The sequence below is a fragment of the Anaerococcus vaginimassiliensis genome, assembly GCF_900626155.1.
GTDB classification, from domain to species: domain Bacteria; phylum Bacillota; class Clostridia; order Tissierellales; family Peptoniphilaceae; genus Anaerococcus; species Anaerococcus vaginimassiliensis.
The window spans coordinates 312,077-332,615 of the sequence record NZ_LR130844.1; the positions used below are offsets into that span (position 1 = coordinate 312,077).

A 20,539-nucleotide genomic window follows, 5' to 3' on the forward strand; every position below is an offset into this window, starting at 1 on the left:
CAGTTTTAGTTAGCTTTATTTTTACAATTTCATGGAGTTTTGTCTTCTTCTTAGTCTTGTTATTGTGGCTGTTTCGTCTAGTTCTACCATGGACATATTAATGATTGTGCCTTTTTCGATATCTTTTGTTGCTCTTGTTTTGTCTGTGATTAGGGCGATTGGTAGGAGGTCTTCTGTTAGACATCTATCATGGCTTGTAAGTTTGCCTAATACTGTGCCTGAGCCTACTCCTTCTAGTCTTTCGCCTGCTTTTATGTCTCTTTTGGCAATTGTCACTGTGTCTGCTACTTGCCCGTGAAGGGGTACTATGGTTGATTCGTTTTCTACTACTGCCTTGTAGATTGTTATTGGTGTTTCAAGGCTTGTTAAATGGTATGGGCGATACATCAAGTAGTTTGGTCCATCTCCAAAGCCTAGGAATTTCATTAGATCTCTTACATCTTCTTGATCACTTGTAACTATGATAAATACTCCCGGCGCCATGCCTCTTGAAAATTCTACTACACCATATCTTGATAGGACTCCGCTGTCAGCTTTTAGTCTAAAGTCTTCTACTGCTGTGTCAGGACTTGTATCAATTCCGTGGCAACCTAGAGTGTCAGGTAGAAATCCTAGGGCGTTTGCTACTGAGTTTAGCTCAAGCATGGTGTTTGTTCCATCTATAAAGCTTGTTAGCATTTTGGCTGATAGGCCTTTTTCTTTGGCAATGTCTGCTAATGTTTCTGGAGTTGCATCGTTATCTAGTGGGTTATTTTTGCCTTTGGCAGCTACTAGGACTTCTAGTCCCATACCGTAAGCATATTCTACAAGGTCGATTATTGCTCCTGGTTCATCTCCTAGGATTCCTGTATATACTACGCCTGCTTTTTTTGCCATATCGTGAAGTACTGGTCCTACTACCGCATCACATTCTACGTTGAATGTTATCATGTGTTTGTGGTATTGGATTGTTTTTCTTGCTATAACTGCTCCAAATGGTGGATCTCCTGTACAGTCTACTACGGCATTTATTTGCATGAGTTTGTAGGCAAGTCTGTAGTTGGTTGATACACAAATATAGCCTTTTTCTAATACTTCGTAGCCCTCGTTATAGTCATCTGTAAATATTATTTTATCTTCTGATATACCAGCCTTTACTAGTGCCTTGATGGCTTTTCTTGGAGTTCTATTTACGACAAGTTTGACTTCCATAGCGTCCATCTTTGATAGTTGGCTGATTAGAGATGAGCCCATCTTGCCGCAACCGATTATGGCAAGCTTGATGCTTTCTCCGTTATCTTTCATTTCTTTTAGTTTTCTATTTATCTTAAACATTCATACTCCTTATTGTGTCTGAAGAGGCTTTCGCTGAGGAAAATGCCCATTGTATATTGTACCCTCCACACGAGCCAGATACATCAATTATTTCTCCAATAAAATAGAGATTGTCATAGATTGTTGATTGCATAGTCCTAGGATTGATATAATCTGTCCTAAATCCGCCCAGACTTACTTGGGCGTTTGTCTTATCATTAATATCTTTTACATGAAAAATCATAGATTTTAAGATTTTTATTAGCATATCCATGTCTTTTTCGCTTAGGTCTTTGGATATTTTTTCTTCTTTTATCTTGGCTTTGGAGAGGATATCTCCTATGAGCCTATCATTTACAAGACCTAAGAGAATTTCTCTCATAGTTCTTGTTGGATATTTTCTAATCAAATCTTCTAGTCTATTTCTTAGGGATTCATTAGTATAGGTTGGGAAGAAATCCACCCTTAGTTCTGGATTTTTCCTATCCATAAGGGCAAGACTAATCTCGTTGGATAAGTCTAGGATTGCTGTCCCTGTTAGTCCATAAGATTGAAAGATTAGATCATCTGTGGATTCTTTGATGAATTTGTTATCTATATATAAGGAAACTTTGGCACTTATCCTAGATCCTTTGGCATTCTTGGATAGTTTTTCCTTGGTTTTGTAGTTTGTTATGCCGTAAGAGATTTTACTTACTGGATGATAATTTTCAAGTATTTTAAAGATAGTTCCGTCAGATCCTGAGTTTTTGAGGGTTATACCTCCTCCTGCAAGAATAAGGATATCGTATTTGTACTTGTTATTTTGACCTATCAAGAGCTTTTTATCAAGGTCTATGTCTATTATTTTTTCATTAAAGATAAACTTGGCATTTTCCTTAGCTTTTAGATATAAAATATCCCTAACAGACCTAGCTGACATGGTAGATGGATAGCACCTACCACTTGGTAGAGATGTCGTATCTATACCTAGGTCGTTAAAGTATTTTATCAAATCTTCATTGGTGAAGTTATTTAGGGCATATTTGTAAAATTCTGGGTTAGAAGATTGGAAAAAGTCATAGGAGAAGTTCTTGTTGGTGAAGTTACACCTGCCATTTCCTGTGGCTAAAAGCTTTCTTCCGGCAAAGTCATTTGAGTCTATGACTGTTATGTCGACTCCCTCAGTCATTGATGCGAAGGCAAGACCTGCTACTCCTGCCCCTAGGACAAACACTTTCATAGGCTTTCCAAAACTTCCTTTAGAGTCTCTCTTTCACTGTAAGGTGTTTTCTCGTTACCCTTTAGTTTTAGGAAGTTCTCCTCTCCTTTTCCTAATAGAAAGATAAAATCACCTTTCTTAGCGTGAGTTACAGCATATCTTATGGCTTCTTTTCTAACATTTATTTCTATATATCTGCCACCATTAGCTGTGATTCCTTCTATTATATCTCTATTTACATTCTCTAAGGTATCAAACTTAGGGTCATCTGTTGTGACAACTGCAAAGACATCATTATCTGCGCATGCCTTGCCAGTAGATACTCTAAATTCCTTGTTTCTATCTCCATTTACTCCAAATACAGCAAAGGTCCCATGGCCCTTTGGTACAGATTTAAAGAGACTATCATAGGCAAAAGGTGTGTGGGCAAAGTCTATTACTATATTTAGACCTAAATCATTTTTTATATATTCAAACCTAGATGCTACTCCAGTGAACTTTTTCATAGCTTCTTTTACTTCTTCTAGGCTTGCTCCCATATCGCAAACTACAGCAGTGGCAGCTAAAGTGTTATATACTTCATAGTCAGCTATGGTATTTAAGGTAAATTCTACACCCTTAACTTCATAACTTATCTTGCCGTCTTTTTTAACTACATTTTCTGCCCTATAGTCAGCATTTTCGTTATCTATTCCGTAGGTGATGGTATTTGGATAAAGCTCTTTGGCCTTTTTTCCATAAGGATCATCTATATTTGCAACTGTGTGTTTAGCTTGGTCAAATAAGATCATCTTTGCTTTAAAATAATTATCCATGGTCTTGTGGTAGTCAAGGTGCTCCCTAGAAAGGTTGGTAAATACCCCATAATCTATATCAACTCCATAGACTCTCTTTTGGTCTAGTCCGTGGCTTGATGTTTCTAGGCTTAGATACTTCATTCCCTCATCTACGCATATGTTCATTAGCTTGTTTACTTCAGTTATAGTTGGGGTTGTGTTAGAAGTCCTGTATTCTTTGCCACCGATTAGGGCAAGATCTGTACCGATATTTGCAGCTTTTCCAAAAATTTCATCTAGCAAAAAGTAGACAAGTCTCGATGTTGTTGTCTTGCCGTTAGATCCTGTAACACTTACTATAGTCATCTTTTTGGATGGGTAATCTGAAAGCTTATTGGAAATCTCCGCTAGGGCACATCTTGCATCTTCCACATTGATGTATGATATTCCTTCCTTGTAGGCTATATCTTCAGTGTGAATTATTAGGCTTGCTCCGTTTCCTATGGCAGAGTCTATATACTTGTGACCGTCTTCTATGTTTCCCTTTATAGCAACGAAGGCATATCCTTCCTTTACTTCTTTGGAATTATTTGCTACTGCTACTATATTTTTATCGTTGTTCTTTTTGTATGATGTGTAGGCTATTGTTTCCAATACTTCTTCAAATTTTAACAAAATAATTATCCTTTCTTAAAACTAGGGTAACTCCCTTTTATCTAGTAATATATTCTACCTTAAAAGAGCAAGCTTTCATTATCACAAAGCCCGCTATTAAAATTATGTAACTAAAAAAAGCCCCCTAAGGGACTTGATATTAGATATTAAGTTTCTTCTCGATTGCTTCTTTGTCAAAACCTACTATATCTTCACCGTCGATATTGATTACTGGAACTCCTCTGTAGCCTTTGCTTACAAGGTAGTCTACTGCATCTTTGTCCTTGTCTACGTTCATTTCTGTAAATTCAATACCCTTGTCATTGAAATATTGTTTTGCTGCCTTGCAGAAAACACATGTATTTGATGTATAAATTTTAATATCTGCCATATTATCTCCTCCATCTGTTCTATATATACCCATACCTATAGGGTTTCAATTATTTTTGCTAGATTTATAAAATCATCTAGGGACAGGTTTTCTGCCCTCAGGTTATCCTTTATACCCAATTTTTCAAAAGCTAATCTAAGTTTATCTTTTTCTACAGCATCTGATAAAGAGTTTAGGATTGTCTTTCTCCTTTTGTTAAACCCTGCATGGATTAGAGAAAAAAGGTTCTTCTCGTCCACATAATCTGTGTATTTTCTTAGCTCTAGTTTTAGGACTGTCGAGTCAATCTTTGGTTGAGGCATAAAGACAGACTTAGGAACGTTGGTTACTTTTTTAGCGTCGGCATAGTATTTGACAAAGACTGATAGAGAAGAATATTCCTTGTCTTTTTCTGTGGCAAGCATCCTATCTGCAACTTCCTTTTGCACCATGATAGTCATATCCGTGCAAGGGAGGTTGCTTGTTACAAGCTTTTCTATGATTGGAGTTGTTATATAATAAGGAAGGTTTGATACTACCTTAAAGCTTTCGCCATCAAATTCTTCTGCTACGATTTTTTCAAGATCTGCCTTTAGGATATCCTCATGGATCAGGTCGAAATTGTCAAACTCTGCCATATTTTCTTCTATGATTGGTATGAGGCTATCATCAATTTCAATTGCAACTACTTTTTTACAGGCTTTTGCCATCTCATAGGTTATAGTTCCAATCCCTGGGCCAATTTCTATGACGTTTTTCCCACTGACATCTGCGGCATCCACGATTTTGTCTACGAAGTTTTTATCTACTAGGAAGTTTTGACCTAAGGATTTCGAAAATCTAAAGCTATATAAGTCTGTGATTTCCTTTACAATCTTTGGTGAATATAATTTTTTCATATTTTACTGACCGCCTTTTCAAATTCTTCACGACTTATACCAAAAGAGTTTAGCTTAGATAAAAGCTGCTTGGAGTTGTAGTAGCCAATCCCTAACATATCTCCGAGCCTTGCTCTTTTTTCTCTGGCATCACTTCCTAGAGAAAGACCATTGTTGACCAAGTCTGCCATGGTAAATTCTTCTTTTTTAGTTATATTTATGGCCTTAGCTTTCTTTAACGCATCTATAATCACTTCTGGATCTGCATTTTCCACACCAAGGTCGTTTTTCTTGATAGCTTTTTTCCTGTCAATATAGGCGTGTTTTGCTGTTGGAATGTGTTTGGCAATCCTTGCTCTTATTTTCTTGCCTGCATAGTCTGGATCAGTTAGGATGATTATCCCGCACCTGTCGTTTATGACCTTTAGTCTTTCTATAAGATCCATCCCAAAACTAAGGCCGTTTGTCGCAATCATTTCGCAATCCACTGCCCTTTTTACGTTAGCTATATCATCTTTTCCTTCTACTACTATTGTTTCTTTTATCATAAGCCGAAAAATTCCTCTGCATTTTTTGTAGTTCTTTTTTCTAGTTTCTTTAGCTTCATTCCTCTGATATTGGCGATTTCTCTTGCTACTTCTATTATTTTACGAGGATCATTTCTAAGCCCCCTGTATGGCTCTGGACTTAGGTAGGGGCTATCTGTTTCTAGCATTAGCCTTTCGATTGGCACTAGGCTTGCAGCACGCTTTTCATTTTCCCCATTAGAAAATGTTACCACTCCCCCGATTGAAATATAAAAACCTAGGTCCATGTATTTTTTAAGCATATCGGTATCCTCTTGGAAACAATGAATTTGGATTTTTAAATCAGAGTAATCTTTTAATATCTCGTAGGCGTCTTCTCCTACTTCTCTTGTGTGAATTACAGCTGGGAGCTTATATTTTCTCGCAAGGTCAAGTTGCTTGATGAAGATTTCCTTTTGTTTTTCTTTGTTATCATCTTTCCAATAATAGTCAAGGCCGATCTCTCCTATGGCTACGACCTTGGGATTTTGGATAAGCTCTTCTATTATTTCTAGGTCACTTTCACCTAAATCATCTACCTCTTCTGGATGGATTCCGACTTGGGCGTAAAAGTTTTCGTATTTTTCGGCAAGCTCTACTGCCATTTTGGAATCTTTTATATTACATCCTGGGTTTATTATTGCTTTTACATTAAAATTCGACAGGTCCTTTATAATAAAGAGCCTGTCGGAATCAAATGCACTATCTGTTAGATGAGCATGAGTATCTATTAATGCCATTAGCTTACCTTAGATCCTGGTTTCATATCAGATAAGGTTGATAATAGGCTTAAATCATCATCAAAGTCAGCTGCAAGGAGCATTCCTTCGCTTTCTATGCCACGCATCTTTCTTGGAGCAAGGTTTCTTACAACTATTACATTTTTACCTAGTAGATCTTCTGGAGCGTACCATTTTTTAATGCCTGAAACTATAGTTCTTGGGCGATCTTCTCCAATATCTACTGTAAAGACTAAAAGTTTGTCAGCGTCTGGGTGGACCTTAGCTTCTGTGATTTTTCCTACTACTAGGTCAACTTTAGTAAAGTCTTCAAAGGCTATATAATCTTCTTCCTTCTTTTCTTCTTTCTTTGTTTTATTTAATCTTTCTTCTATCAAAGCTCCATTAGCTTCATGAAGTTTAACTAGTTCTTTGTCTATATCTAGTCTGCCGAAGAGATTTTTACCCTTGCTTACCCTAGCTCCTTCTTCTAAAAGACCAAAGTCAGCTGCAGATTCAAAGCCTTTGTTAGCTGTGCCGATTTTTTCTAATATTATCTTAGTTGTATTTTTCATAAATGGCTCTATTAGTTGAGCTACAATCCTGATTGTTTCTGCAAGGTTATATAAAACTCTATCAAGTCTATCAGAGTTTTTCTCATCACGACCTAGAATCCATGGCTCTGTTTCGTCTACATATTTGTTGGCACGACGGATTAGAGTCCAAATAGCTTCAATAGCTGCGTTAAAGTTAAACTCATCCATAAGCTTGTTAAAGTTAGTATAAGTTTCTTCTGCAAGAGCTATTAGTTCATCATCGTATGTGTCTGCTACAGATCCCTTTCTAACCTCTCCACCATTGTATTTATCAATCATAGATGTAGTTCTTGAAACTAGGTTACCTAAATCATTTACAAGGTCTGAGTTATATCTTTCCATAAACTTTCTAGCTGAGAAGTTGCCGTCAGATCCAAAGTTAAACTCGCGAAGCATAAAGAATTTTAGGGCATCTACTCCATATAGGTCAACTAGTGGTTCTGGATACATGATATTTCCCTTAGACTTACTCATCTTGTCATTGTCAAAAAGAATCCATCCATGGGCAAATACCTTCTCTGGTAATGGAAGATCAAGCGCCATTAGTAAAGCTGGCCAGATTATAGTATGAAATCTCACTATATCTTTTCCTATAAGGTGAACTCCTGCTGGCCAATATTTCTCAAATTTTTCCCTATCATCTCCATAGCCTATGGCAGATAGGTAACAAGAAAGGGCGTCTATCCACACATATACAACATGTTCATTGTCAAATGGAACATCAACTCCCCAATCGAAGGTATTTCTAGTAACTGATAGGTCAGAAAGTCCCTTGTCAATGAAGTTGTTTAACATTTCCTTTTGTCTAAAGGCAGGCTCTAGGAAGTCTGGGTGGTCTTTGAATAATTCTTTTAGTCTATCTGTATATTTTGAAAGTCTAAAGAAATATGTTTCTTCTTCTTGGTATTCTACATCCCTACCACAATCTGGGCACTTGCCATCTTCTAGTTGAGATTTACTCCAAAAAGTCTCACAAGGTGTACAATAATATCCCTTGTATTCTCCCTTGTAGATATCTCCCTGTTCGTAAAGTTTAGTAAATATTTCTTCAACATCTTTTTCGTGTTGGCTTTCTGTAGATCTAATAAAAGTATCATAGTCAATCTCAAGCTTTTCCCAAAGGTCAATTGTTTCAGATGCAATCTTATCTACAAAAGATTGAGGGTCGACGCCAGAAGCTTCTGCTGATTTCATGATCTTTTGTCCGTGTTCATCTGTTCCTGTTGTTAGGTAGGTATCATATCCTAATAAATTTTTATATCTTTTAAGTACATCAGCTATAACTGAAGTGTAAGTATTACCGATATGAAGGTTAGAGTTTGGATAGTATATCGGTGTTGTAATATAATAATGTTTTTTCTCTGTCATAATTATCCTTTCATAATTCTAAATGAATATACTAGTTTTATCATACTTCAAAACGTCTTACAATTCATTAGCCTTTAATGGGTTTTCCACTTATATATAATCCATACTATATTTATTTTTTATTCTTCACAATCAGCACATATATTAAAAATATATAAAAAAACTTGAAATATTGTTTGTTATTTTATATACTAATAGGGTATTTCAAAATTTACATAAGAATTTACATAGGAGGAAGTATGGATTTTATACTAAAAGCTGCTGACTTTATGTGGGCAAACGTTATAGGATATGTCTTGCTTGCAGTAGGACTTTATTATTCTATAAGACTTGGCTTTCCACAATTTAGACATGCAGGTTTGATAAATAAAGTTATAAAGAAGAATCTTAAAAATGATGACGGAGTAAGTGGTTTTGCTGCCCTTGCTACAGCAGTTGGTGGACAAGTAGGAACGGGATCTTTGGTTGGAGTTGCAACTGCCCTTACCTTTGGTGGACCTGGAGCGATATTTTGGATGTGGATTACAGCCTTGCTTGGAATGGTAATCACATTTGCAGAAACAGTTTTAGGTCAGATCTATAGGGTAAAGCTTGACGATGGCTCCTACAGGGGTGGTCCTGCCTATTACGTACAGTTTGGACTTAAATCTCGTGGATTTGGAATATTTACAGCATTTTTCTATATTCTAGGAGTTGGACTTTGTATTGCTTTTATGCAATCAAACTCTATCAGCCAAGCCTTTACAGGTGTAATTGACCTAAATCCAATCATTCCAGGGATAGCTGTTACTTTGGCGGCGTTTTTCATAACTGTAGGTGGAGTTAAGAGACTAACAGATTTCTCATCAAAGGTTGTTCCAATTATGGCTCTTGCCTATATAGTAGTTGTTCTAATCATTGTAGTTACAAATATTACGAAGTTTCCAGCTGTACTAGCTATGATCTTTAAAAGCGCCTTCTCACCACAAGCTGCGGCAGGTGGTTTAGTTGGTCACACTGTGATGGATGCCTTTAGACAAGGTGTCGCTCGTGGTCTATTTTCAAATGACGCTGGTAATGGTATAGCAGGTATAATGCATGCGGCAGCAGATGTAAAACACCCAGCAGAGCAAGGTTTTCTTGGAATGTTCGGTACTTTTGTTACAACTATTATAATCTGCTCTCTATCTGCCTTTGCTCTTCTACTAACTGGAGTTGTCGGAGCACCTAATAGCGGTGCTGGTATCACCCTTGTGCAAGATGCCTTCCAAACTTTGATGGGAGTTCCTGGCAGATGGCTAGTATTTTTCGCTATGCTTATGTTTGGTTTTACAACCCTAATAGCAGATTTATTCTATGGTGAGAGTAATATTCTTCTAATCTTTAAGGATAAACACAAGATTCCTCTTTGGATCTATAGGATAATAGCTTTTATCATGTTTTTAGTTGCAACTCAGATGGATCTTGAGCTTGTATGGGGCTTTATAGATGTATTTGTCGGTATAGTTGTATTCATAAACGTAATTAGCTTGGTGCTTTTGTTTAAGGATGTAAAATTTGTTCTAAATGACTACCAAGATCAACTAAAAAACGGTATTAGCGATCCAGTATGGAAAAGAGATAAAGAATATAAACTTTAATATTAAGTTAAACTAAGGCTTGGAAGATTATCCAAGCCTTGCTTTATCTTTATCTTCGTGTATATTAATTTTAGAATAAAACTTACAATGAAACAAAGTAAGCCTTGTTTGAAATAACAAGAGCCCAAGTACACTTCATTTTGTTTAAGACCTGCCTAGAGTCTATCCTAGGCGCTGAGTATAAAAAAAGCTGGTACCGCAAAATTTGCGCTTTTATGCTCTTTTTTTGTACTTATTTTTAATAACGAAAGGATATACTATGAAATTTACTTACGAGAAAGAATATGACAACATATTTGACGAGCTTGTAGATCGTGGCTACTACGAACAAGCAACCAACGAAGAAGAACTAAAGGAACTTCTAAAAAATGAATCAGTCAAATTCTATTGTGGCTTCGATGCTACAGCAGATTCCCTAACAGTAGGTCACCTCATCCAAATCATGGTAATGATGAGAATGCAAAACTACGGCCACAAACCAGTTGCCCTTCTTGGTGGAGGAACAACCCTAATAGGTGATCCATCAGGTAGAAGCGACATGAGACAAGTCATGACAGAAGAGCGAATCGACCACAATGCAGAATGTTTCTATAAACAATTCCAAAGATTCTTAGACTTTTCAGATGGCAAAGCGACTATGCTAAACAACAAAGATTGGCTACTAAACCTTGAGTTTGTAAGCTTTCTAAGAGATGTAGGAAGTGAATTTTCAGTTAATGAAATGATCAAAAAAGACGCCTACAAGAACAGAATGGCAGCAGGCGGACTAACCTTTTTCGAATTCTCCTACATGCTCCTTCAATCATATGACTTCCTAAAAATGTACAGGGACGATGGAGTAACCCTTGAAATGGGTGGATCTGACCAATGGTCAAACATCATCGGCGGAGTTGATTTAATAAGGAAAAAAGAAAACGGCAAGGCATACGGCATGACCTTCTCCCTACTTACAACTGCAGACGGGGTAAAAATGGGTAAATCTCAAAAGGGAGCTGTATGGCTTGACGAAGAAAAAACAAGTCCTTACGAAATGTTCCAATACATGAGAAATGTAGATGACAGAGACGTGGAGAAATTCCTCCTTCAACTAACCTTCCTACCAACAGCAGAATGTAAGAGACTAGGGTCAGCTACAGATGCCAAGGATATAAACAAAGCAAAAGAAACTCTAGCCTACGAAGTAGTAAAACTAGTTCACGGCAAGGAAAAAGCAGACGAAGCCCTAGCAGCTGCCAAGGCACTTTTCTCAGGCAAAGGTGACGAATCTGCTATGCCAACAACATCTATAGAAAAAGAAAATCTCCCACAGGGTCTTCTTGCACTAATGACAGAAGTTGGCCTAACAAAATCAAACGGCGAAGCTAGAAGAATAATAAAACAAGGTGGTGTATCCATAAACGATGAAAAAATCACCGACCCATCCTTCGAAGTAACAGAAGATATCTTTGAAGATGGAAGAATAATAATCAAAAAAGGTAAGAAAAACTTCCACAAGGTAGAACTTGCCTAAAAATATCACATAGAGTAGCCTAAGGGCTGCTCTTTTTTTATTCTTTATATGTATGATATAATATGTAATATATAAAATACTATCGGAGGAAAATATGAATAACATGAATCAACCTAATAAAAAACCATTTTATAAAAAGACATGGTTTAAGATTATCGCTGTTTTATTTGTGTTAGGAGCAATTGGCAATATAATAAATCCACCTGAAAAAGAAAGTAATAATACAGCTTCCCAGACCAATAAAAACATTTCGAATTCAAATAATCAAAAGTCTGAAGGAGCAGAATCCCAATTGAGTAAAAATGAAATTAATCAAGAATCTAATATAAAAAATAATAAAACTATATCAGATGAAGATTATAAATTTTACAATGAAATTATGGACCATCTAAATGCTGATGTTGATCGTCCAGAAGAGGACATTTTAGAAGAAATAGCCCCAAATTATAATATGACAGTTGAAGAAATTCAAAATAAAATGCGTGCTTTAAGTGATGCTGCTGTAGAAAGATATAGTTTTGAAAATCAAGAAAAAAGAAAAGAAAAGAAAAATTTCTTAGATGAAAATAAAGTATATGTACAGACTGCTAGTCAAAACTTTGTTGAAGAAGCAGAAATGAAAAAACTAAAAGGATTTGCACCATCTTCATCATGGCAAGTGTCGATGTATAGTGGTGAGGAAATTAAAGACCTAGATGGCAATTCATATCCTTATAGTTTTCGCATAGCTGGTAGATATGAAGAAAAAGGTACAGGAAACTTATATGATTTCCTTATGGTATTAGCATATAAAACTGAATCAGATATTAAAGATGTAAAAGCTAATTGTCTTCAATATTTGAATACAACTAATGGTAACTACTATGACAATATAGTAGACGAGGACAATGATCTATTAAAAATGGAAGAATTTATGCAAGATTTTGATAATTAATATTTCTAGTATATTAAAAAATATATGAGAGTAGCCTAAGAGCTGCTCTTTTTTTTATTTGCTATATTAGATTAATATCAAATATAAATCTATTGATATTAGATATGTATTGTCTTATAATTAAGTTAATCAAATACCAATCTAATGTTATATATTTTATTTAGATACATATCTAATATAGGAGAAGCTATGACACACACTTATAATTTTGATATCAATAAAAATATCCTACTTGTAAATGAGGCAGGATTACTAATTTTTACCTACACCCAATGGCTTAGTGCTAGTAACAAGGAAAAAGTTCCCTTTCACAAATCTATCGCCGGACGAAACTTCAGTGAAAACAAAATGTTAAGTCTAATAAGTGACAGGCATTCATATGATGAGAGCTACCGAGACTTTGTCATGACTGTTAAGAAAGAATCTTTCCCTCATCTTGAGAGTTTCTTTAAAAATAACAACCAAGATATCTTAACCTTGGCAAGAATTTACGAGGAAAACGACCCTGATTATTTCCCATTTTTGACAGGAATTTTTCAAAATATCACAGTCTCATCCATTGAAGATTTCGCTTACGAGTATTTTAAGAAGCTATATAATATTTTCTTTTACAAGCTTATAGGAGTAGATTTTTCTGACAAGGAATTTTCTGATGTAGACAGCTACGAGGACTTTATAGCTAGGGCAGAAAATATAGATCTCCTCCCCCTCCTTGCAAAAACTTCCTTTACAGACAGAGAAACTATGGAACTAGTTAGGTTCTTTACAAATACCAAGGATTTATTTAATAGGCTTTATCCACTAATTAGAACTCTTTGTGAGATTATGGATGATAATTTAGACCTAATCAACGATTTATTTAGAGAAAAAACCGAGGCTTTGGAAGATAATTCTAATAAGGTTATTGGAGAGCTTTTTGATCAGGTTGGAGTTAGTGATTTCTTCCAAAAAAGGAAGAGACCTACCGAAGTGTATACGCTAATATTTGCACCTCATAGCTCCATGATACAATTCTATTCTTATGATATAATTGAAAGTTTTGTAAAAATCGGCATGTATTTTAGCCTAAGTAAAGAAGAAGGAGACAGCCTAAAATATCACAGTCAAATCCTAAAGGTCCTAGGCGATGATACTAGGATAGATATTTTGGACTTGTTAAAAGAGGATAATTACTACGCCAAGGAGCTTTCTGACAAGCTTTTTATAACACCCGCGACCCTTTCTTATCACTTGAATCAACTGCAAATTTGTGGTTTTGTTGGCTCTTACATGGTTGGTAGAAAGACTTATTATTACCTAAGAAAGGCTGGTTTTGACAATGTCATAGACTCACTTACAGACTTTTCCAAGGACTTGAAGGAGGAAAATTATGAAAGAAAATCTTAAGAAACTAAAGAAAAATCTCGCCCAGAGCCTAAGCAATGAGAAGGATATAAAATCCTACCTTAGAGATGAAAAGCTATCTAATATGAAGCTTTTAAAAATGGCATATCTTCCCTTTAAGGATAATCCAAAGATAAAACTTAGCCTAGTAATATATCCAATAGCTGCTGGTATAATTCCAGTAATCCAAGCTTTTATTATGTACTATCTGGTGGATTTGATAAGTAAAAACACAGACTTTAGGACGATGATTCTTACGATTATCAGCTACTGTCTACTTGTTTTTATTTCAACTATGATTTCCAAACAAATAGAGCTTAGAACCTATGCGACATACATGGATACAAGGCTAAATCTTTTTACAGATGCAAGTGATTCTATAATGGAAATGGATTACGGCCTAGGGGAAAATGCCATGTTTATGGGAGAATTTACCAGAGGCTTTCAATGTTTTCAAAGTAACAACGAAGGTCTTGAGGGAGTCTATCACGCAATGTACCCATTACTTGCTAACCTTGTTTCCTTTATAATAATTTCTGTCATTATGGCAAGATTATCTCCCCTTATTTTTATCCTTGCCCTAATATCAATCCTTATTCAACTAAAAATAAGAACTTATACTGACAAGTACAGACACTCTCACATGGGTGAGCTAAATAAGGTCAGGAGAAAAACTGATTCATATTATAGCGAGGCGAGTGACTTTCGCTTTGCCAAGGACATTAGACTATTTTCCTTCAAGGATAAGTTTATAGAAGGATTCAAACCCCTAGTAGAAGATGTGATTTCTATATCAAGGAAGTTTATCAAACCTGAGATCCTTTTATCACCTGTCCTTGCAGTGGTTTTAGTTAGTATCGAGGCTTTAGCTTTCTATTTTCTTACAGGAAAAATAATTGCAAATGAGATTAGTCTAAAAAGTCTAACTCTAATGATTACCTCTGTTGCAATCTATAGCCAAGTTATCTCAAACCTTGTGATAAACATTAGCGAAACTAGATCAAATCTCCTATATGTAAGCGATGGCTTCGATATGTTAAGGGCTGATTTAAAGTCAGATAATGGTGATAGAGAAATAAATGCTCCTATGTCTATAGAGTTTAGTCATGTAAGTTTTTCTTATCCCTTATCCGATGTAAATGTTTTGGAAGATCTTTCCTTTACAATAAGAGAAAAGGAAAAAGTCGCAATTGTTGGAGTAAATGGAGCTGGCAAATCTACCATAGTTTCCCTAATTCTCGGTCTATATAAACCAACTCGTGGCAAAATTTATATAAATGACATAGATAGCGAAGATCTTGATCTTAAAAAAAGATACGCTGCCTTTGCTACAGTCCTTCAAAATGTTGAACCTCTCGCAGTATCCATAGCAGAAAATGTAGCTGGAACTGATATAAATATCGACAGAAATAGGGTAATAGAATCCCTAGATAAGGCGGGACTTTCCTACAAATTAGATCAACTTCCATATGGAATTGATACGCAAATGACTAAAAATATCAAGGAAGATGGAACTTTATTTTCAGGTGGAGAAAACCAGAAACTTGCCATTGCCCGTGCCCTATATAAGAAAAATTCCTATGCCCTAATTATGGATGAGCCAACTGCAGCTCTTGACGCCTTGGCAGAAGAAAAAATCTACAGCCGCCTAGATAAGATAAGTGAAGGCAAAACTCTTATATTTATCTCTCACAGGCTTGCATCTACTAGATTTTGTGACAAGATTATGCTTCTTGACGGTGGGAAAATTTCCGAATACGGGACTCACGATGAGCTTTTAAAAAGAGATGGTCTCTACAAACAAATGTACGAATCTCAAAGAAAATACTACAAGGAGAGCGAAAATGAAAAATAAAATCAAGGCTTTCTGGCTCTTTACAAAAATTACCGCTAAAAATGACCTTTTCTATATCCCAATAATCATCCTAAACGCCCTAGTTCCAGCTGCATCTACCATGATAAATGTCTTCGTACCAATGATTTTCATAGACCAAATCACAAAGCCAAGACCAGCTCGTGATTTCATAAATATTATAATCTTACTAGTCTTAGGAAAGATTATTCTTCAAAGTATGGAAAAGTTATTAAACAGGCTAGAATTTATTAGACGCCAAGGGATAAACAATTATCTTTCCTTTGAGCTTGCCAAAAAAGCCATGGATTTAACCTACCAAGATATAGAAAACCCCCACACCCTTGACCTAAAGGAGAAGGCAAATGCCGCCATAAATATGGGAGCAATCCACGAAATGCTCTTTTGCCTAAAGAAAATTATTACCTGTATTTCTACAATCCTTGCTACAGCCATAGTTATAATTAACTTCTCGCCCCTTTTGGTTGGTATTTCAATCCTAATCTCCCTACTTATCATAGGGATAAATATTAAAGAGTCAGCCTACACCCAAAAGTTTGACCTAGAGATAGTTGGAGTCAATAGAAGGTTTTCTTATTATTTCTCCCTTATGGCTGGCCCTCGCTACCAAAAGGAAATTAGGGCCTATGATTTGGGAGGTCTAATAAAGGCAAAAACTAGGACTTATCTAAGTATGATGACAGAAAGATTTCAAAGGAGATTTTCTTACGAGGCAAACATCGAGGCTATTAAGATTTTTCTAGAATCAATCCTTAGGCTTACCTCCTATACTTATGTCTCTATGAGAACTCTAACAGATAGCTGGGGAGCACAGATAGGTTTTGGAGAATTTTCTGCGATAATTTCTGCTAATGAAAAATTTATGAAATCATTTCAAGATATCTTCTCTGAGACAGCAGGTTTTGCCATAAGCCTTGCAAATCTTATTCCCTTGTACGAATTTATTATGTTAGATAGCGATGAGGAAAAAAGTTTAAGAGAGGCTGGTGATTTCGAAAACTTGGAATTTAAACATGTATCATTTGCCTATCCAGGAAGTGACCGACTCGTCCTTGATGATATTTCCTTTAAGATAAACAAAGGCGAGAAAATATCCATAGTTGGTATCAATAACGCAGGCAAAACTACTATAGTCAAACTTATAGCGAGGTTTTTTGATATAGACGAAGGCGAAATACTCTACAATGGTGAAAATATCAAAAATATAGACAAAAAATCTCTCTATAAGAAAATATCTGCCGTCCTCCAAGACTTCTCCATTATGCCTTTTACCATAAGGGATAATATTATTGGAGCTAATAATTTAGATTATGAAAAGATTGATAATATTCTAAGAGAAATAAAGTTAGATGAGAAAATCTCAGCCCTAGAAAATGGCCTAGATACTTATATGAACAAGGATATCTACGAAAATGCAACAGACCTTTCTCTAGGTCAAAAGCAAAAGCTTGCCATAGCGAGATGTCTCTACCAAAATCCAGACCTAATTATCCTAGATGAGCCAACAGCATCTCTAGATCCTCTGGCAGAAAGTGCCATATACGAACAGTTTAATCAAATGACAAAGGGCAAAACTGCCATATTTATCTCTCACAGGATGAGCTCTTCAAGATTTACTGACAAGATCTTAGTCCTAGATGATGGGAAAATAAAGGCTTTCGATTCACACCAAAACTTGATGAAAACAGATAATATTTACTCAAGACTTTACAAGTCCCAAGCCAAATATTACCAATAAAAAACCACAAGCCATATACCCTTACAAATCATGTGAGGGTATTAGCTTTGTGGTTTTATTTATTATTGACCTTCTGTAGCGTTTGTATCTTCTGAGCTATTTGAGAAGGCTTCTGTTATTGAATCAAAGATTGATCTAAAGAATTCTACGATTTTTTCCCATAGACCACTATCCTTGGCTTCTTGTGCTACTTGATCTATGCTATCCTTGTTGTCATTATAAAACTTACTAGCCTTATCTGTGATATCGCCTGCAAGCTTTGTGAGATTTTCTTTTACCTCAGCACTATCTATGGCAGAAGTGTTTTGGTAGGATTCAAAGTAGTTTACCAAAACTTGGATGTTGTTGTTTGAAAGGATATCGCCCATGTTTACATTGTTTAGGGCATCTTTAATGTAGATTGCTATTTGATCAGATGAGGCAGTTTCTCCAGTTTCTTCCTTGTAATCAGCAAGTTTCTTCTTTACTTCAATTACAACTGTATCTAGCTTTTCTGTATCAAAGTTATCCTTGCCTTCGTTTTCATTAGAAATATCGCTTACTGTTTCAAGCTCCTCTTGGGCAAGCCTGGTCCTGTCGCTGTCTAGGTTATTGCCACGAAGCTCTTCTGACTTATATACTCCAACCAAGGCAGATTCTCCCGTAACAGGTCTAGGACTTGCAACCAAAATATCTGCAGAGGTGATACCTGCAGTAATAGCTGCATTGGCGTATTGACCCTCTGTTATCTCTGTAATATTATCCTTAGTTACAATTTCAACTGCGACGCCCTTTTTATTGTTTCTCTTTACAAAAACTGAAGAAATCATATTGGAATCTGGCGCCCCGTATCCTAGATATTTTTCAAGATCTGAGCCGTCTACATAAGAAACATTTGACTCTTTTCTATCAGCTCCCACCTTCTTATCAACTATATCCATCTCATCTTCTGTTAGGGCAACTCCGTAGATAATATCATCTTTAGAATTTTCAAATCCTTCGGCAAAAGATAGGGAAGGAATAAGAATTGCTAGAGCCATCAAGGCCGGTAATAGTCTCTTTTTCATTTTATCTCCTAAAGTGATTCGATTTTTTCAATGATTGGACTTAGCTCTGGCATTGAGATATCTTCTGCAAGACCTGAGTCAATTTTCTCTGCAACTTCCGGGTTGATTGGAAGTTTGGCTAAAGTATCTATATCGTATTTTTTAGCTACTTCATCTAGTTTGCTCTTACCAAAAATTTCGTGCTTGCTACCACAATCTGGACATTCGAAGTAGGACATATTTTCTACTAGACCGATAATGTTTTTACCCATCATCTTAGCCATCTTGATTGATTTTTCAACAACCATCTCTACTAATCCTTGTGGAGTTGCAACTGCCACTACCCCATCAATTGGAAGTGATTGGAATACTGTTAGTGGAACATCTGCAGTTCCTGGAGGCATATCAACTATCATATAGTCAATCTCTCCCCAATCCACATCTGTATAAAATTGTTTCAATACATTTGTTACAATAGAGCTTCTCCAAACAACAGGATCAGTCTTGTCACGAAGGATCATATTTACAGAAATTAGCTTGATACCATCACGAGTTACGGCTGGATTCATGATTCCTTCTTTAGTACCTCTAACTGGCTCATCTATGCCGAAAGCTTCTGGTATAGATGGACCTGTGATATCTGCATCAAAGATTGCAACCTTGTGACCCTTTTTGTTTAGCTCACTTGCAAGTAGTGAAGAAACAGAAGATTTGCCTACTCCACCCTTACCACTCATAACTGCAATAACTTTTCCTACAGAAGATCCATCATGGAGATTGATCTTGAATTTATCTAAATTTATATTTTTCTTTTGCATATTTGCTCCTTTTAAATTTTTATAGACGATTATAATCCTAGTCTACATATACTCTAGTATTATACTTTGAATTGTCCATATGTTAAGTAGGAGCATTTTTATAAAATCACCTAAAAATCAATTTTCAAATCCCCATCTTTTATAAGACCCTTTTTCTTTAAAATAACATATATTAGAAAAGAAAGTAGGGCAGGTAGAAGGATTTGGATTAGAATAATTGTAGGTAAAGATTCGATTCCCATAGCATTTATTGTTCCAATCTGGCCCACAAGACCACTTGTTCCCATGCCCGCACCCAAGGGAGTATTTTCCATCTTAAAAACAATGGTAGAAATAGGCGCAATAATTGCACTTGCTAGAGTTGGTGGTAGCCAAATCCGTGGATTTTTGATAATATTTGTAACTTGAAACATACTTGTCCCAAGACCTTGGGCGAAAAGTCCCTCGATACCATTATCCTTATAGGAAATTACCGCAAAGCCAACCATTTGAGCACAGCACCCCACGGTTGCCGCTCCAGCAGCAAGACCACTTAGGGAAAGCATCATGCAGATTGCTGCTGATGATATAGGAAGAGTAAGACCCATACCAATGGTAACAGATACAACAATTCCCATAAAAAACGGTCTAAGCTCTGTCGCTCTAATTATAAATAAACCGATAGCGGTCATAAAGGAGCTTACATATGGGCCAATCAAATCGCCAACCAATAAGCCGACAATTATAGTTACAGTAGGTGTGACTATGATATCAAGCTTGGTTGATTTAGAGACTAGCTTTCCAAACTCTACTCCAAAAATGGTAGCTAGGAAAACTCCCACAGGACCACCTAGCTCGTAGGCGCCAATACCAACAATAGTTGATGCAAAAAGCACAAGATTTGGAGCACTAAGAGATGTAGCAATAGATACAGCGATAGCTGCTCCTGTTGCCTTTTGGGCGATAGGCCAAAGTCTATCTGTAAAATAAGCTATATGTAAGCTTTGACCTAGACTATTTAGGATAGTGCCTACCAAAAGAGAGGCAAAAAGACCAAATGCCATCGCCCCCAAACAATCAATAAAATAAGTTCTCCAAGATAAATTAATTCCTTTTTTTCGTAAATAATCCATATTCTTTCCTCCAATAACCTTATTCTAACACAAAAATTCCCCGTTGTATATACAACGGATGAAGTTTTGTTTTATTGTTCATAAATTTTGGAGGTTTATTACAATC

General features: G+C 36.1%; 17 protein-coding genes. 6 read left to right on the forward strand and 11 right to left on the reverse strand.

Features of this window, described 5'->3' with window-relative positions:
• Positions 1 to 21: 21 nt before the first annotated feature.
• From E0D87_RS01725 to metG, 8 genes are all read right to left on the reverse strand, one after another.
• Positions 22 to 1,314 (reverse strand): NAD(P)H-dependent oxidoreductase, encoded by a 1,293-nt coding sequence (locus E0D87_RS01725; protein WP_130819120.1) that lies wholly within the window; start codon positions 1,312 to 1,314, stop codon positions 22 to 24.
• Positions 1,307 to 2,515 (reverse strand): aminoacetone oxidase family FAD-binding enzyme, encoded by a 1,209-nt coding sequence (locus tag E0D87_RS01730; protein WP_130819121.1) that lies wholly within the window; start codon positions 2,513 to 2,515, stop codon positions 1,307 to 1,309. The genes E0D87_RS01725 and E0D87_RS01730 overlap by 8 nt, the downstream gene beginning before the upstream one ends.
• Positions 2,512 to 3,945 carry a UDP-N-acetylmuramoyl-L-alanyl-D-glutamate--2,6-diaminopimelate ligase gene (locus E0D87_RS01735; RefSeq protein WP_130819122.1) on the reverse strand — a complete coding sequence of 478 codons (1,434 nt, stop codon included), beginning with the start codon at positions 3,943 to 3,945 and terminating at the stop codon, positions 2,512 to 2,514. Before E0D87_RS01735 ends, E0D87_RS01730 begins: the two co-directional genes overlap by 4 nt.
• Positions 3,946 to 4,084: 139 nt before the next feature.
• Positions 4,085 to 4,315, reverse strand: a complete 231-nt coding sequence (locus E0D87_RS01740) for a glutaredoxin family protein (RefSeq protein WP_004835723.1) — start codon at positions 4,313 to 4,315, stop codon at positions 4,085 to 4,087.
• 35 nt (positions 4,316 to 4,350) lie between these two features.
• Positions 4,351 to 5,193 carry a 16S rRNA (adenine(1518)-N(6)/adenine(1519)-N(6))-dimethyltransferase RsmA gene (gene rsmA, locus E0D87_RS01745; RefSeq protein WP_130819123.1) on the reverse strand — a complete coding sequence of 281 codons (843 nt, stop codon included), beginning with the start codon at positions 5,191 to 5,193 and terminating at the stop codon, positions 4,351 to 4,353.
• Entirely contained in the window at positions 5,190 to 5,720 is a 531-nt protein-coding gene (rnmV, locus tag E0D87_RS01750; protein WP_130819124.1) for a ribonuclease M5, read from the reverse strand. Before rnmV ends, rsmA begins: the two co-directional genes overlap by 4 nt.
• Positions 5,717 to 6,478: a TatD family hydrolase gene (locus E0D87_RS01755; protein ID WP_130819125.1), complete on the reverse strand. Its 762-nt coding sequence runs from the start codon at positions 6,476 to 6,478 to the stop codon at positions 5,717 to 5,719. The genes rnmV and E0D87_RS01755 overlap by 4 nt, the downstream gene beginning before the upstream one ends.
• Positions 6,478 to 8,421 carry a methionine--tRNA ligase gene (gene metG / locus E0D87_RS01760; RefSeq protein ID WP_130819126.1) on the reverse strand — a complete coding sequence of 648 codons (1,944 nt, stop codon included), beginning with the start codon at positions 8,419 to 8,421 and terminating at the stop codon, positions 6,478 to 6,480. Before metG ends, E0D87_RS01755 begins: the two co-directional genes overlap by 1 nt.
• A gap of 239 nt (positions 8,422 to 8,660) precedes the next feature.
• Here metG and E0D87_RS01765 point away from each other — a divergent pair, with 239 nt between their 5' ends.
• The 6 genes from E0D87_RS01765 (at position 8,661) to E0D87_RS01790 (ending at position 17,478) form a co-directional block, all read left to right on the forward strand.
• Complete coding sequence (locus E0D87_RS01765) at positions 8,661 to 10,040, forward strand: alanine/glycine:cation symporter family protein (protein ID WP_207278251.1); 1,380 nt, start codon at positions 8,661 to 8,663, stop codon at positions 10,038 to 10,040.
• A gap of 259 nt (positions 10,041 to 10,299) precedes the next feature.
• The gene (tyrS, locus tag E0D87_RS01770) at positions 10,300 to 11,550 is read left to right on the forward strand and encodes a tyrosine--tRNA ligase (protein WP_130819127.1); all 1,251 of its coding nucleotides are present in this window, start codon (positions 10,300 to 10,302) and stop codon (positions 11,548 to 11,550) included.
• Positions 11,551 to 11,644: 94 nt separating this feature from the next.
• Positions 11,645 to 12,484, forward strand: coding sequence for a hypothetical protein (locus E0D87_RS01775; RefSeq protein ID WP_130819128.1), 840 nt, complete (start codon positions 11,645 to 11,647; stop codon positions 12,482 to 12,484).
• 189 nt (positions 12,485 to 12,673) lie between these two features.
• The gene (locus E0D87_RS01780; RefSeq protein ID WP_165442719.1) at positions 12,674 to 13,870 is read left to right on the forward strand and encodes an ArsR/SmtB family transcription factor; all 1,197 of its coding nucleotides are present in this window, start codon (positions 12,674 to 12,676) and stop codon (positions 13,868 to 13,870) included.
• Positions 13,854 to 15,722: an ABC transporter ATP-binding protein gene (locus tag E0D87_RS01785; RefSeq protein WP_130819130.1), complete on the forward strand. Its 1,869-nt coding sequence runs from the start codon at positions 13,854 to 13,856 to the stop codon at positions 15,720 to 15,722. The genes E0D87_RS01780 and E0D87_RS01785 overlap by 17 nt, the downstream gene beginning before the upstream one ends.
• Entirely contained in the window at positions 15,712 to 17,478 is a 1,767-nt protein-coding gene (locus E0D87_RS01790; protein WP_130819131.1) for an ABC transporter ATP-binding protein, read from the forward strand. Before E0D87_RS01785 ends, E0D87_RS01790 begins: the two co-directional genes overlap by 11 nt.
• 62 nt (positions 17,479 to 17,540) lie before the next feature.
• Here E0D87_RS01790 and E0D87_RS01795 read toward each other — a convergent pair whose 3' ends face one another.
• The 3 genes from E0D87_RS01795 to E0D87_RS01805 all read right to left on the reverse strand — a co-directional run bounded on the left by E0D87_RS01795 (position 17,541) and on the right by E0D87_RS01805 (position 20,433).
• Positions 17,541 to 18,524: a DUF1002 domain-containing protein gene (locus E0D87_RS01795; RefSeq protein ID WP_130819132.1), complete on the reverse strand. Its 984-nt coding sequence runs from the start codon at positions 18,522 to 18,524 to the stop codon at positions 17,541 to 17,543.
• Positions 18,525 to 18,532: 8 nt separating this feature from the next.
• Positions 18,533 to 19,321 (reverse strand): Mrp/NBP35 family ATP-binding protein, encoded by a 789-nt coding sequence (locus E0D87_RS01800; protein WP_130819133.1) that lies wholly within the window; start codon positions 19,319 to 19,321, stop codon positions 18,533 to 18,535.
• A gap of 110 nt (positions 19,322 to 19,431) precedes the next feature.
• Positions 19,432 to 20,433: a PTS sugar transporter subunit IIC gene (locus E0D87_RS01805; RefSeq protein WP_130819134.1), complete on the reverse strand. Its 1,002-nt coding sequence runs from the start codon at positions 20,431 to 20,433 to the stop codon at positions 19,432 to 19,434.
• Between the last annotated feature and the right edge of the window lie 106 nt (positions 20,434 to 20,539).

What these genes read in the sequence shown, in the direction of transcription:
- tyrS (WP_130819127.1), top strand. Translation starts at nt 10,300, where the DNA reads ATGAAATTTACTTACGAGAAAGAATATGACAACATATTTGACGAGCTT.
- E0D87_RS01785 (WP_130819130.1), top strand. Translation starts at nt 13,854, where the DNA reads ATGAAAGAAAATCTTAAGAAACTAAAGAAAAATCTCGCCCAGAGCCTA.
- E0D87_RS01725 (WP_130819120.1), bottom strand. Translation starts at nt 1,314, where the DNA reads ATGTTTAAGATAAATAGAAAACTAAAAGAAATGAAAGATAACGGAGAA.
- E0D87_RS01805 (WP_130819134.1), bottom strand. Translation starts at nt 20,433, where the DNA reads ATGGATTATTTACGAAAAAAAGGAATTAATTTATCTTGGAGAACTTAT.
- E0D87_RS01790 (WP_130819131.1), top strand. Translation starts at nt 15,712, where the DNA reads ATGAAAAATAAAATCAAGGCTTTCTGGCTCTTTACAAAAATTACCGCT.
- E0D87_RS01755 (WP_130819125.1), bottom strand. Translation starts at nt 6,478, where the DNA reads ATGGCATTAATAGATACTCATGCTCATCTAACAGATAGTGCATTTGAT.
- rsmA (WP_130819123.1), bottom strand. Translation starts at nt 5,193, where the DNA reads ATGAAAAAATTATATTCACCAAAGATTGTAAAGGAAATCACAGACTTA.
- E0D87_RS01775 (WP_130819128.1), top strand. Translation starts at nt 11,645, where the DNA reads ATGAATAACATGAATCAACCTAATAAAAAACCATTTTATAAAAAGACA.
- metG (WP_130819126.1), bottom strand. Translation starts at nt 8,421, where the DNA reads ATGACAGAGAAAAAACATTATTATATTACAACACCGATATACTATCCA.
- E0D87_RS01740 (WP_004835723.1), bottom strand. Translation starts at nt 4,315, where the DNA reads ATGGCAGATATTAAAATTTATACATCAAATACATGTGTTTTCTGCAAG.
- E0D87_RS01795 (WP_130819132.1), bottom strand. Translation starts at nt 18,524, where the DNA reads ATGAAAAAGAGACTATTACCGGCCTTGATGGCTCTAGCAATTCTTATT.
- E0D87_RS01765 (WP_207278251.1), top strand. Translation starts at nt 8,661, where the DNA reads ATGGATTTTATACTAAAAGCTGCTGACTTTATGTGGGCAAACGTTATA.
- E0D87_RS01800 (WP_130819133.1), bottom strand. Translation starts at nt 19,321, where the DNA reads ATGCAAAAGAAAAATATAAATTTAGATAAATTCAAGATCAATCTCCAT.
- E0D87_RS01780 (WP_165442719.1), top strand. Translation starts at nt 12,674, where the DNA reads ATGACACACACTTATAATTTTGATATCAATAAAAATATCCTACTTGTA.
- E0D87_RS01730 (WP_130819121.1), bottom strand. Translation starts at nt 2,515, where the DNA reads ATGAAAGTGTTTGTCCTAGGGGCAGGAGTAGCAGGTCTTGCCTTCGCA.
- rnmV (WP_130819124.1), bottom strand. Translation starts at nt 5,720, where the DNA reads ATGATAAAAGAAACAATAGTAGTAGAAGGAAAAGATGATATAGCTAAC.